Source organism: Microbispora sp. H10949, from assembly GCF_014161435.1.
Classification (GTDB): Bacteria; Actinomycetota; Actinomycetes; order Streptosporangiales; family Streptosporangiaceae; genus Microbispora; species Microbispora triticiradicis.
Genome location: NZ_JABBWZ010000003.1, coordinates 500,040 through 513,552, shown reverse-complemented (window position 1 = coordinate 513,552; position 13,513 = coordinate 500,040). Strand labels below are relative to the sequence as shown.

General features: G+C 62.8%; 10 protein-coding genes and 1 tRNA gene. 7 read left to right on the top strand and 4 right to left on the bottom strand.

Annotated features, from left to right (window positions below; translation table 11 throughout):
- Positions 1–6: 6 nt before the first annotated feature.
- Positions 7–762, bottom strand: a complete 756-nt coding sequence (locus HHX40_RS09760; RefSeq protein ID WP_182880248.1) for an FkbM family methyltransferase — start codon at positions 760–762, stop codon at positions 7–9.
- Between the two features lie 1,845 nt (positions 763–2,607).
- On the opposite strand from HHX40_RS09760, the gene HHX40_RS09750 reads away from it, so the two are divergent.
- From HHX40_RS09750 to HHX40_RS09730, 5 genes are read left to right on the top strand one after another with little or no spacing between them, the layout of a single operon-like run.
- Positions 2,608–3,276: an AAA family ATPase gene (locus HHX40_RS09750; RefSeq protein WP_396787743.1), complete on the top strand. Its 669-nt coding sequence runs from the start codon at positions 2,608–2,610 to the stop codon at positions 3,274–3,276.
- Positions 3,277–3,303: 27 nt separating this feature from the next.
- Entirely contained in the window at positions 3,304–3,714 is a 411-nt protein-coding gene (locus tag HHX40_RS09745; RefSeq protein ID WP_182880246.1) for an NUDIX hydrolase, read from the top strand.
- Between the two features lie 27 nt (positions 3,715–3,741).
- Positions 3,742–5,097 (top strand): coproporphyrinogen-III oxidase family protein, encoded by a 1,356-nt coding sequence (locus HHX40_RS09740; protein WP_182880245.1) that lies wholly within the window; start codon positions 3,742–3,744, stop codon positions 5,095–5,097.
- Complete coding sequence (locus tag HHX40_RS09735) at positions 5,090–8,026, top strand: metallophosphoesterase (protein ID WP_182880244.1); 2,937 nt, start codon at positions 5,090–5,092, stop codon at positions 8,024–8,026. The genes HHX40_RS09740 and HHX40_RS09735 overlap by 8 nt, the downstream gene beginning before the upstream one ends.
- A gap of 12 nt (positions 8,027–8,038) precedes the next feature.
- A complete protein-coding gene (locus HHX40_RS09730) occupies positions 8,039–8,671 on the top strand; it encodes a dTMP kinase (protein WP_182880243.1) in 633 nt (210 codons plus the stop codon).
- A 227-nt stretch (positions 8,672–8,898) separates the two neighbouring features.
- Here the strand turns inward: HHX40_RS09730 and HHX40_RS09725 are convergent, their stop codons facing one another.
- Both HHX40_RS09725 and HHX40_RS09720 read right to left on the bottom strand, forming a co-directional pair.
- Positions 8,899–9,213 (bottom strand): transposase, encoded by a 315-nt coding sequence (locus tag HHX40_RS09725; RefSeq protein WP_182880242.1) that lies wholly within the window; start codon positions 9,211–9,213, stop codon positions 8,899–8,901.
- Between the two features lie 953 nt (positions 9,214–10,166).
- Positions 10,167–10,238, bottom strand: a tRNA-Val gene (locus HHX40_RS09720).
- A 477-nt stretch (positions 10,239–10,715) separates the two neighbouring features.
- Here HHX40_RS09720 and HHX40_RS09715 point away from each other — a divergent pair.
- Positions 10,716–11,132: an SsgA family sporulation/cell division regulator gene (locus HHX40_RS09715; RefSeq protein ID WP_036329836.1), complete on the top strand. Its 417-nt coding sequence runs from the start codon at positions 10,716–10,718 to the stop codon at positions 11,130–11,132.
- Positions 11,133–11,271: 139 nt separating this feature from the next.
- Entirely contained in the window at positions 11,272–12,639 is a 1,368-nt protein-coding gene (locus tag HHX40_RS09710; RefSeq protein ID WP_182880401.1) for an LVIVD repeat-containing protein, read from the top strand.
- A gap of 34 nt (positions 12,640–12,673) precedes the next feature.
- On the opposite strand, the gene HHX40_RS09705 is transcribed toward HHX40_RS09710, so the two are convergent.
- On the bottom strand, positions 12,674–13,504 hold the full coding sequence (locus HHX40_RS09705) for an aminotransferase class IV (RefSeq protein ID WP_182880241.1): 831 nt from the start codon (positions 13,502–13,504) through the stop codon (positions 12,674–12,676).
- Between the last annotated feature and the right edge of the window lie 9 nt (positions 13,505–13,513).

Sequence of the window (13,513 nt, the reverse complement as noted above, 5' to 3'; positions counted from 1 at the left end):
CCGGGGTCAGACGCCGCGCTGCGCCAGCAACAGATAGGTCAAGATCTCCGGGTAGACCATCGGGGACGGCTGGATCTCGCAGCGGAAGCCGCGCGCCTCCAGCAGCTCCCTGATTTCCGCCATCCGGCCGTGCAGGTCCTGGACCTCCAGCACCATGTTGTCGATGCGGTCCCACTGGCCGTCGGCGATGCCGCGCAGCACCTCCAGCTCGGCGCCCTCCACGTCGACCTTCATCAGGTCGATGTGCGCCAGGCCGGACAGGTGGCTCTCCAGGCGGCGGACCGGCACGGTCAGGTACTCGGGCTCGTACTGCGCGGTCACATCCCAGTCGGGATGCCGCTCCTTGACCACGCTGACCTGCAACGCCTTGTCCTCGGGATAGCGCGTGGAGTTGCCCGGCATGTTCGGGTAGTGCACGAAGGTCGTGTCCTCGACACGCTCACCGATGGCCTCCCGGACGACGCGGACCCCGGACAGCCCGTGCAGCTCGATGTTGCGGCACAGGTAGTCGGCGGTACGCGGCACCGGCTCGAAGGCAAGGATCGAGGCGCCCGGCCACTGCCGCTTGGCGAAGACCGTGAACATGCCGATGTTCGCGCCGACGTCGACGATCGTGGGGCTCTCTGAGAGGGAGAACTGGTCGTAGCATTCGTGCTCGAAGATCTCCTGGTACTGGAAATTCGCCTCGTGCTCGACCGGGGCGTACAGCTCCAGCCCGTCGTCGCCCAGCACGCGCAGGTCGTCGGCCCTCACGATGTCCACTGGTCTCTCCCGGAGTGATGGGTGGGTGATTCCACCGGCCGGAGCTCCCAGGAGAGCCGGCTGGAGGGGGCGTACGCCGCGGAGGCGGCGAACTGTTCGGGGCGGTGAGGAAAGGCCTACGAGGGGCGCCGATGCCCAGGAAGGTCAGGCCCGGACGGGTGAGTAGCAGCGCGGTGACGGCGACGGCCCGCGGGTCGCACCGGTATCCGTGTGTGACGTTGTCGCCAGCCGGTCAGATCTCGCCGACCACACTCAGCGGGCAGGGCTCGCCCGGCGTGGTCGCGACCACGATTGCCTCGCCGTTGGCGGACGGCCGCGGTCGACAGCCGTACGGCCGGTGCGCGCGGAACGGCCCGGCCTTGCTCAGGTTTCCCGCGTGCCATCCTCGTCGTCAAAGGGGGTGATCATGGTCGCTCCCACTTCCTTGAGTCGATCGGGCGACGCCCCGCTACCGTCTCCCGGGGCGTTGGCGGGCTCGATACTCCACCGAGCCCGACGGCCCGGATCTGTGTGAAGGCTTAACACAACGATGGTCAACTCAGTTGAGTTCGGTGTCAAGACGCATCCATCGACACCCGCTGATCTCAACTCCGTACAGCCCTGACATTGGCCGGCCGGAGATACACCCGGGTTTTGCCGCTGGCGGGCGCGTTAGCCTTGATCACGTGGTGTGGCCGCCCGTCGGCTCCAAGGGCAAGGAGGAGCGTCCGTCCAAGTGGCTCATTTTTGAGCAGCACTGCGGCCGTCCTCGGGCCACTCGAAAGATCAACCAAGGCCTCTCACGTGGTCGCGGATCGCTTCTGAGCTGTGTGGGCGATACTGGGATCGAACCAGTGACCTCTTCGGTGTGAAGCAGATCGGCCGCATCGCCGACATGCCATGAAAGTAGCCATGACCTGAGCCGACCGTCCGCGGACGTCCGTACGGTTCTACGGGCGTCCGTGGTTGTTGTCACTCAGTTCGTCACCCAATGATCCGCCGTGCGCAGGTGACAGGGACTGCCGACGGGACGCGTGGCGGCCGCATGATCTCAGCAGGTCGCGTAGACGCTCGAAAGTAAGGCCAGCCTGCCGCACGACGGAGGCGAGCGTACCGACGGCCAGAGTGCCGTGCAATGGCACGATCACTGTCGAGTCTCCTCTTCGGCGATTTGGCGCAGCCTGCAATGACTGCCCCTGCTCGTCACGACCTCAAAGCCACACTTCTCCAGCACACGCACGACGTCAGTGCCAGCGCAGACCGGAAACTGGCGAGGGCTCAGCCGAGCGAGGATCTCGATCGACGCCGCGATCGCCTGCTGAGGGGCCTGGGGAAAGAGCTCGTCCTCGAAGTAGTTCCACTGGAGGGATTGACAGGGCGCATCCGACCCAGATTTACCGGGCCACCGGAACTGTAGTCACCCAGCACATGCGAACGCCGACCTGGTCAAGCCGATGGGAGCGAGGACCAGAGGTAGGGCGTGATGAGCCCCTCGGCAGCCCACACTCTTGTGAACGGGCCGTCGCAACCTTAAAGGATACGGAATCTTCGTAGCTGCCACTGCAGGGCGTTGCCGGGCCTAGCCTTTCATACTGATCACCTAGTAGAGCGCATGAGGCGCCAGTCGGGAAGAACAGGCCAGTCAGCACCTAATCGGGAATTTCGGACGCACATACCATAAAGATGTGGCTGGTGCATAAATAGGATAAGCGTGGAGGAGATCTTCACCATACACCGGATGCCGGACGGGATCGGGGTTTACGATGACCCCCATCACCTTGAAAGGGGGCGGAACTAAACGGATACTTGACCTCACCTCTTCGTTCGCCGACCGCCTGCCACGCAGCCACAGGAGGCTGAGTCACGCTGAACATAGTCATTTCAGGCCTGACAGCGGCCGGCAAGACGACACATGCCTTACTGCTGGCACGACGACTCAATTTCGACTATGTTTCCGCCAGCCGACTGATGTTGACCCAGTTAGACATCGAGCCCGATCCTAATAACAGGCTTTGGGTGAATCGTATGCAAGAAATCGATGACAGGCGGGACCACCAGCCCGTAGATCGAGATGTCAACGAGCTTCTGATGAGTGCATTTCGGACGCGCACCAACACGGTATTCGATTCATGGTCACTCCCTTGGCTGACCGGCAGCGTTTCCTGCCTGCGGGTGTGGATCGAGTCAAGCCCGGACTCCCGAGCCATGAAGGCCCGAGTGTCCCAGGAGCCCTACGGGCCCTTCCTCTCGCTGGACGACTGCCGGAGACTGATCAACGACAAGGATACGTCAACTGCTCGCCGGTTCCAGCCTCTCATCGAGGCAAACATCCTTACCGACCGATCAGTTTTCGATCTTGTCATCGACAACTCGGATTTGATCGAGGCCCCGACAATTAAGTCCGCGAGACACGGGATCTCCACGTTCCACCGGCAGCTGGTGGCCAGCGTGTCGAAGCGTCTTCCCGGCGGCACTCTTCATGCGGCACAACGACAAAATGTGACGCTACCCAGCCTGGACTCAGCACCCAATTAACTCACTAACGCAATCGGAAGGAATCACATGAACGAGCTACAACTCGCTGGGTGCGTGATCCTTAACAAAGAGGGTGAGATCCTCTTGTTGCACCGAAACACCGCAAAGCGGCAGCAATGGGAGATCCCCGGCGGGAAGCTGGACCCGGGCGAGGACGCCGTCAAGACGGCCGCACGAGAAGTTCGCGAAGAGATGGGCATCGAAGTTGAGATCGTCCGCGAACTCGGAACTCGATCCTTCAGCGAAGACGACTACACCATGATCTACACCTGGTTTCTCGCTCAGATAACTGACGGCATCCCGGTCGTGCAAGAACCCGCCACTCACGACCGCTGCGAATACTTGAGCCTGACACAGCTCAGCCAGATGGCTGACGAGCTCTCACCGAATACGCGCAACTTTCTCTGGGAGATTTCCTCCGGGCTGATTTCCATCTGATGCGCACGCAGATCGGAGGTTTGCGCAGTGCGGGTACTTCTGGATGAGACCACCGCCGAAGGCTTGTCCCAGCTGATTTATGCGGGCGTACATGCAGACTACGTCTATATGTACCCACCACGTCAGGCTTATCGTCCATTCGAACCAGATATTTCCGGTTCATTCGGTGAACTCGTCGAGCGTTCTCTCGCGCGGTTCGACGGTCTGAACCTGTACGTCCACGTGCCGTTCTGCCGACAGATCTGTAGTTTTTGTAATCTATACACGACCAATGACCTCCGTCGTGATCTCCAAGGGTACGTCGACACCGTACTGATGGAAGCGGCACACTATGCAACTCTGACCGACAAGAAGCAGATCCGGACCGTCTACCTGGGTGGTGGCACACCGTCAATATTGACACCGGCTCAGATCGAACAGCTCATCACCACACTTCTCGATCTTTTCTCTTCTACACCTAATCATATTCCACCGGAGACTGCGCTAGAGGTCGATCCTTCGACTGTTGACGCCGGAAAGCTCCGCGAACTGCGGTCTGCGGGCATCAATAGGATCAACCTTGGTTATCAGTCGATGGTTGAGCGAGAAGTGATTCACATCGGACGCAGGCGGGGGGATGCGGCTGGTTTTCAGTTACTCGAGGAAGCGCTCACCGTTGGCTTCGCTAATGTCTGCGTTGACCTCATCTACGGCCTGCAGCACCAGACCGACGACAACTGGTGCGCTTCTGTTAGGCAGGTCGCCGATGCAGGGCCACAGACGATTTGCGCATACGCTCTTACGCTTCGACCTTACACCGGATACCAGCGACGGGGCTACGGTCAAATTGATGGACGTGTCCTCTACCGACGGTTCGATATGGCAGATCAAATCCTGCGAGATGCGGGCTACCGCCGGGAAACACATGTGCGGTGGGTGAAGGATGGCGGCGGTTATTTGCAGAAAGTAAATCACTGGGGCATGCAGAACATACTTGGTTTCGGGGCTGGCGCACGCAGTTACCTTTGGGAGATCGACTATCGCAACAGCTACTCCGTGCGCGAGAGAAATGGAGTGCTCGATCAATACGCGAATGCTGTTGACGCCGGCAAATGGCCCGCAACCGACGGCTTCTTCATGTCCGACGAAGAGCGGATGCGGAAGGCGGCCGCACTCAACATCCAGTCGCTGGACCGTCAATGGTTCTTCCAGCTCTTTGGTGTCGATCCCCTGGTTGTATTCGAAAGAGAGATCGCGACACTGACGTCGCTTGGCATGTGCCACATCGACGATAATCTTGTCACGCTAACCGATATTGGAACTAGGTACCGCGACCTTATCGCCCAAGGCTTTTTCAGTACCGAGGTGCGACGACGCCTTCGAAAGTTCGACTATAATGAGTAAGATTCAGCTTGCCCACAACGAGTTCAAGCTCACCTGGGTACATCTGTCCGACATCCATTTCGGGGCCGGCGGCGGCCATGGAGCGGCCGAGCGCAACGATGTATTAGACGCCCTGTTGGACGATATCCAACAGATGCGCGACAGAGTGCCTCCCGTCGATCAGGTAATAGTCAGCGGTGACATAGCATTCTCAGGCGGCTCGTTGGGCGCCAGTGAATACGACGAAGCGACCGCCTTTCTCACCAAGCTCAGCGGCCTGCTAGGCTTAGCTAACGACGCAGTTTTGGTGGTTCCCGGGAACCACGACATCGACCGCAGCATAGCGCTTGACGACGACATCCGTCGTTGGCTGGATGAACTGCGCTCTGCTCAGCGCCCAATAGATGATGCCCTAGTCAGCGACCGTGACCGTGATCGGCTCCGTTTCAGCGCCCGAATGACGAAATACCTGGAGTTCGCACAAAACTATGGCGAATGCGTCGGCACGGGAGAGTCGGTCGGTCTGGGTTACTGGACCACTCTGATCGAAGCAAGAGATGATCTGAGGGTACGAATTTCCGGAGCCAACAGCGCCCTACTCTCCCAGGACGACAACGACTATCAACGGCTTCAGCTTGGCTTAACGCAGTTCGGAGCTTTGAGAGGCACAGCCGACCAGCACGACGTGCTCATCCTCGTGACGCACCATCCTATTGACTGGCTGTGGGACCGCGAATCGATTGCGGCGCGCGTCCGTCGGTCGGTTGATGTACACCTCTACGGTCACGTTCATGACGCCAGTTCTGAGCGGGGAAGCAGTGGTGGCGGAAACACGCTCGTTCAGGTGGTGGCAGGCGCGGTACACGAGTACGACAGCGCGAGCCGAGTAGGCACGAACAGCTATAGCTATTCTTTCGGTTCGCTTTTCGTCGGCCCTACCCGGCGCCTCGGGCTACGAATCTGGCCAAGACGCTGGACAGCACGCAATGCGGATTTCAGGACAGACACTGCCGCTGTTCCCGATGGCCAAATTTTCACTGACCATATAATCCGAGGGCACACGGATTCGATGAGGCGAAGCCTTCGGCGGAGCAGACCCCTGTCTGCATCCAGAGCTACTGAGACATCGGCGGAGAGTCTGCTGTGGCGGGTGTCGGAACGGTCGGCCCGCCGGCTTGGTGCACGGCGCACTGCCTACCCTCTAGACCTCAGTATTGCCGAGTTGCATGGTCGTGGTGTCTATGTCCCTGCATCTTTCACGGATCAGACGCGTGGTCTGGCCAGCGTCGGTGTGGACTACCTAGCGGAAGAGATCGCGGCGCAACGGTCAGTTCTTGTCCTTGGCGAACCTGGCAGCGGCAAGAGCGTCGCTGCTTATGCGCTTCTCCAACGATTGCGACAACGAGTGCCCGCAATCGCTCTAAGAGTCTCAGAGCTTCCTGACGCCGTTGACGGGGAGACAACCCGAACAGATCTCGCTCTCGCGCTCAGGAGCGCCCTAGATGAGCAGGCGAACCGGCCGATTCTACTCATAGACGGACTCGATGAGACACTTTCGGAGTTCGACTCGTCAGCCGACTTCTTCTTGCTGCTGAATCGGCTGAGGGACGCCTTCACACTGGTCATCACGTGCCGGCGCAGAGAGTTCGAGGATAATCTGGCCAAGTCGATGGAAAGCGACACATTTGACTCAATTTACTCCATTGACGCATGGACGTTGGATCAACAGTTCGCCGACTTCGTCAACCGGCTCGTGATAGCCAGGTTCCTTGCATCAAACGCGATTCTCAGCGAGATTAGGGAGTCGCCTGTACTGACCAAGATGGTCAATCGTCCACTGTTCGCGCGGATGCTTACGTTCTTGGGTCAGTCCGGCGTTGAGACCGTCACGACCGTAGCTACGCTTTACGCTGAGTATATCGACAAGCTCGGTACAACTAGCGAAATCGCGCTTACCGCCGCAGGATGCCGCCAGGCCTCGCAGCCGAAAGAAATCTGGACGAAAGCCGCATGGGTAATCTTCTCGAAGGGCCTGCTGTTCGAGGAGCGGTTCAGCGTGGGCGCGGTGAGCGCCCTTGTGGCCAACAAACTCGACGCTCAGCCTCGCTGCGTCGCCCGGGCACTCGGGCACATCTGTGACGAATGGCGGGTAGCCGGTCGAGTATGGGGAAGGTTCGTCCACTACTCATTCTTCGAGTACCTCGTTGCATGTCATTACCTGGACGAAGTAGCCCAGTCGGTCATGCAGGGCTCAGCTGCGCAACTTGCGCAAATTCTCGGTCTAGACCTCACGCCTGAAATCCGCCACTTTTTGGTCGACGAGCTGCGCCTGGCGCATATTCCGGATCTGAGTCGGGCGCTGGAAAGTGCCTATCAGGAGAGCAAACAGTTTGGTAGGAGATCTGCTCGGGCCCGGACTATTGGCAACCTCATCGCCTACTTGTTATCGCGAGTCGCCCCCGACGCGCAAGCGTCGCTTCGCAAGCTGGTGGTCAGCGAGGAGGACATGTTCCTCCAACAGTCGCTGCTCTGGGGATTGTGCCACGTGGGGGACGAGCAAGGGCTCGAACGGTTCGTGGCCGAGTCAAGGGCTTCTGCCCAATGGCGTGCGTGGAATCGTGGTTACCTTATGTACTACTACGGCGACATCGACCGGCGCGAGGACCCGCCCTTCATCGACGCCGATCCTCGTCGCCCCTGGGGGCGCACCCGCGAGCGCTCAATCTCCCTTATGAGCGCCCCGAGCTACCGGTCCATCGCGGCACAGCGACGGTACCTTGATTTGTACACCCTCTACGACTACGCGATCTGGCGCGGAGTAGAACTTTCTGACGAGGACGCGGAGACTGCCCGCATGGCATTGGCAGCACTGTGGGAAAGCTCCGGCATTGGAAGCGATCTCCTACTCGAACTCCAAGCGATGCATGCCGCAGCGTGTTCGAGTTCCTGAAACCTCGTCCCTATGACCAGTTCCGATGGATGCTGGATCAGTATCGACGGCGTCGACGGCACCGGGAAGAGTACGATCGCACCCCGGCTGGCTACCCTGTTAAGGGCGAAGTTAAGCGACGAATTCTCCCAGAGCGCTCTTGGCGCCTCCCTTCGCATGGCGGTCGACGTCGCTCCAAACTACATACTGCACAGCAGGGTGGGCCAGTCGCTAGCGTTTCTTGGCGACTTCTTCGAAATCTATGAGACACAAATTGCCCCTGCGGTCGCCAGCAGGGCGGTCATTGTATCGGACCGTGGCTGGCTCTCGAAGTACGCGTTTCAATTCGTTACTCTCGCGGAGGAGCTCGGAGCCGACCAAGCAAGGACTATTCTCGCCGACACCCTGGGACTTCTGCCGCGACCGAACTTGACCTTATATCTTATTGCGCCGATGCGCGTCGTCCAGCAACGCATAGCGCACCGCGACGGCACCTGCGACAGCAGCCGTACTTTATTCAACAGGAGAGCGCACGACGCGGCCCAAGAAGCTATTCAAACAATGAAATACGCGCTTCCCTGCATTGTTATCGACGCCACCAATTCTCTTGATCGTGTACTGTCCGACGCCGTCATAGCATGTTCATCCGTCCTCCCGCCCATCTGATCAGCTAGCATTCCAATGATGTGCCTCAGGTCCGTGGAGTCGGCTTGGTCGGCCGTCATGCCGGCTGGGTGTTCGCCTAGAGCATCTGGTATTCAACCGCCGCGGCGCGGAGAGTGGCGATCTCGTTGGTGATGCCGGAGAGTGCGGCGGTGAAAGGTGACGGTCTGGCCCTCATGGTGAATTCCGCGCGCAGGCCCGCTCGTCTCGGTTAGGGGCTTCGCTGCTGATCATCCGGCTTGTGCCTCGCTGATCAGATTGTTGAGTCGAGCGATGAGCTCGCGGCGCCGTTCGGCTTCGGCGATCCAACCTCGATTCTCGGCGTCCTTGGCGAGCGCTTCGGCGTCGACGTGCTGGGCGGCAAGGATGGACAGGGAACCAGGTTCGGCGTGGAAGGTGGCGCAGTGCTCGCAGATGTTGGCGCAGGTGCAGGCGCCTTGGGCGAGCGCGCGTAGGCAGAAGCGCCGCCGGACATTCTTGACTTGATCAGCTGGGGTGCCCTTCCAGTCGGTGCCGCCGGAGATATCGGCCAGGGGCAGGCTCACAGGCCCAGAAGCCGGGGTTCAAACTTGCTGTTGGGCCAGGTCGAGAACACGCCCGTACTCACCGCGGATGGTGGTGTCAGACAGCTGGCCGCAGCGCAGCGGAGGCGCACCCGAGCAGCGCCATCAGCGAGGCGTCTGCGTCCACTAGGGCGGTGGCGTAGGTATGCCGGAACTGTTGGGAGGTGATGTGCCCGAGACCGGCGGACGGCGAAGTCGAGTTCGGCACGCACCGCTTGTTGCCCCAGGCGCCGTCCCTGGTGGGTGAACAGGAACTGGACGGCGCGTCGATAGCAGGGGTGCGGTGTCGGCCTGCCGTGGGAGCATAGGTCGACGATGTGATCGATCAACTCCGGAACGTCGTCGTCGAGGGGGTCACGCGCTCAGTGTCCAGCTTCCCGAGCGGGTTCTTCAGCCGGCTGCTGTGGTCGGGGACCTCGTGGACGCAGTCCAGGTGGAGGTCGAGCAGTTCCCGATCCGAAGGGGACGGTCGGGAACCCTCGCCTCCCGGCAGGCCCGCAGGAACCACAGCAGCGTCTCTGTAGACACCTCGGCCACCGGCAGAACGCCAGCAGGTCATACCCGTGGGCGCGGACGGTCTTGGGCGAGTAATTCCGGTCCGCAAGGTGCCAGATACTCATCCGCCAAGCACGGCGTTGAGCACGACGCAGCAGTAGACCTTGCCCTCCCGGGTCGGATGCTCGGCGGCGGTGACCCGCATCTGGTCAGGCCCGAGCGCGCGAACAGCCGGTCGACAATATCGGCGGCGGTCGGCACCTGCGGGACCGGGCGCCTGCGCCGGTTACCGGGCAAGGCCTTGATGCCACGGGGTGCATCAGCACCGTCACCTGGCCGTGCCCGACCGCGATACTGCGGCTGGGTGCCGATGAGGAAGGCCAATCACTAAGAAGATTAAAAGGCCACCTGCGGCGATCGCAGGTGGCCTGTGAGCTGGGTGGGCGATACTGGGATCGAACCAGTGACCTCTTCGGTGTGAACGAAGCGCTCTCCCGCTGAGCTAATCGCCCGGGATCATCCGCGCCTCGCGGCGCCGACGGGGAAAACCATACCGCACCCGAGGGGGTGATGGCGAAAGGACGGGACGGCCGAGCCCGGGCGAGCCGGATCGTCCCGCCTTCGTCAACACCTTCGAAAGGTTCGCCAGACCATCCCCAGCGTGGGGGTGTGGTGTCATAGCATCGTGATGCTCCATGCTCGACCCATACGCACGACCTGAGATCAATCGCCCGCAACGGCATCGCCTGCGCGGTCCCGCCGACACGCAAAGCAGAGGTAAGGACGAGCCTGTTGGTGATGTTTGAGCTGGTAGATGACCGAATGTCAAGCTGTGATGTGCGTTACAGAAGGGCCTGGAGGCGGAATCTTTCCTACGGGTCTCTTCGTTCGTCCTCGTAGCGCGAGCGCGCGGTGGAGCCCCGCATCAACAGTGAGACGCAGTGATAGCCCCTGACAGGGGACCCGACGACGAAAAGGTTTGGCTGACGATGAACAGCACCACCGTCTCTGCCGAGCTGGGCCTTCGGCTCGTGGTCCCCGACCGTACGACCGTCCCCCTGCTCGCCGGCCTGAGCTATACGGCTGAAGATCCGTACGCCATCCGGATGGCCTTCCATGTGGGGAATGACGAGCCGGTCGAGTGGATCTTCGCCCGCGAGTTGCTGACCGTGGGCATCGTGCGGCGCGTCGGAGACGGGGACGTCCAGGTGTGGCCGGCCCGGTCGGACGGCGAGCGCACGCTGAACATCAGCCTCACCTCGCCCTTCGGGCAGGCCCTCTTCGAGGTGCCCCTGGCCCCCCTCACCGAGTTCCTGCACCGCACCTACGAACTCGTCCCGGCCGGCCGTGAGACCGACTTCATGGACCTGGACGAGGAGCTCACCAACATGCTCTGGAGTTCCTGAACCACCCCCGGGGCACGCGAGGCCCCCTGACTCACCCCAACCGTTACCGAAGCGGTCCGCACGGGCCGCCCGTACGACATAGCGTCCATACGTGGAGATCTACCGCGGGTTCAAGGACGCCGTACGGGCGTCACGGCCGATGGCCGTGCTGGCGGCGACCGCCCTCCTCCTGACGGCGGCCTGCACAGGCGGAGGCGGGCCCGGGCAGGCGGCTCCCTCCACGCTTCCGGGCCAGGACGAGATCCGCCACAGCCCCAACCTCAAGGTGGTCGCGAACGTGCCCCTGACGGCCCCGTTCGACGGGCCGGAGGACTGGGGCACCGACATGGCCTTCCAGGGCCGGTACGCCTTCGTGGGCAACTACCGGGGCTTCACGGTGCACGACATCGGCGATCCGGCGCATCCCAAGGTGGTCGCGCGGGTCGTGTGCCCCGGCGGGCAGAACGACATCTCCGTCTCCGGCGACCTGCTCTTCCTGTCCGTCGACCAGGCCCGTACGGACGACACCTGCGAGAGCGAGGCCGGCGACCCGATGGCCGAGGACGAGTGGGAGGGCATCCGCGTCTTCGACATCTCCGACAAGGCCCACCCGCGATACCTGAAGGCCGTGCGCACCGAGTGCGGGTCGCACACGCACACGATCGTTCCGGGCCGCGACGCCGGCACGCTGTACCTCTACGTCTCCTCCCCCGGCCCCGAGCCGGGCTCGGCCAACTGCCCTCCGCCGCACCAGAACATCTCGATCGTGAGGGTGCCCGTCGACGATCCCGGCAAGGCGCGGGTGGTGGCCACGCCCGAACTGTTCGCCGCCCGCGAGCCCGGCGGCGCGGACGACGACGACCTCGCCGGCGGCTGCCACGACATCACGGCCTACCCGGAGAAGGGCCTGGCCGCCGCGGCGTGCTTCGGCGACGGCGTGCTGCTCGACATCTCCGACCCCGTGCGCCCCGAGGTGCTCCAGACCGTACGGGACGAGGCGAACTTCTCCATCTGGCACTCGGCCACCTTCGACAACGCGGGGACCAAGGTCGTCTTCAGCGACGAGATGGGCGGCGGCATGGCCCCCACCTGCCTGTCCTCCGTGAGCCCCACCCGGGGCGCGGACGCGGTCTACACGCTGACCACGGACCGCAGGCTCGTCCGCCGGGGCTACTTCAAGATCCCCCGGACACAGGGCGCCAAGGAGAACTGCGTGGCCCACAACGGCGCGCTGGTGCCCGTGCCGGGCCGGGACGTGATGGTCCAGGCGTGGTACATGGGCGGCGTCTCGGTCTGGGACTTCACCGACGCCGCCCGTCCCCGGGAGATCGCCTACTTCGAGCGCGGCCCGCTCGCGCCGGAGCTCCAGCTCGGCGGGTCGTGGTCGGCCTACTACTACAACGGCTACGTCTACTCCAGCGACATCACCAAGGGGCTGGACGTCCTGCGCCTCGACGATCCGCTGACCGATCCCGCCGAGAAGGTGCGGCTCACCGAGTTCAACGCGCAGAGCCAGCGGTCCTACTGACCGTCACGCCGTCACGCCGACACGCCGACACCCGTCACGGGTCGAGGTCGCCCGCCGCGCGCTCGGCGAAGACCTTCATGGCCTCCAGCGTGACCGGCCCGGGCGCCTGCGGCAGCACCCTGCCGTCCACGGCCCTGATCGGCTGGATGTCGCGGGTGGTGGAGGTGAGGAACGCCTCGTCCGCCTCGTACAGCGCCGAGATCGGCAGGTCGGCCTCCTCGCCGCCGCACCATTCGAGCGTGAGCGCGCGGGTGACCCCGGCGAGGCAGCCGGAGGCGAGCGTCGGCGTGACCAGGCGGCCGCCGGTGACGACGAAGATGTTGCTCCCGGTGCCCTCGCACAGGTTCCCGGCGAGGTTCTCGAAGATCGCCTCGGCGCCGCCGCGCTCCTTGGCGTACGCCAGGGCCTTGGCGTTGTCGCCGTACGACGTGCTCTTGACCCCGGCCAGCGCGCCGCGCTCGTTGCGGGGCCAGGGCACGACGGTGACGTCGGCGGTGGCGGGGAACGGCGCCTGCTCGCCCACGATGACGATCGCGTTCGTCCCGGCGGTCCCGCGGTCGGAGCCGAGCGGCCCCGGCCCGCTGGTGAAGGTGATCCTGATCCGGGCCAGCGCCCACTTCGGCGCGGCCGCGAGGACGCGGCGCACCCCGTCGGCGATCGCGGACAGGTCGGGCTCGGGCAGGTCCATCCGCTTCGCCGACAGCGCGAGCCGGTCGAGGTGCCGGGTGAGCGCGAAGGACTCGCCGTTCACCGCCTTGACCGTCTCGAACACGCCGTCGCCGACCATCAGCCCGTGGTCGAAGACCGAGACCACGGCCTTGTCGGGTTCGTACAGGTCCCCGTTCACCCAGATCGGTACAGCCATCTCCCCGCT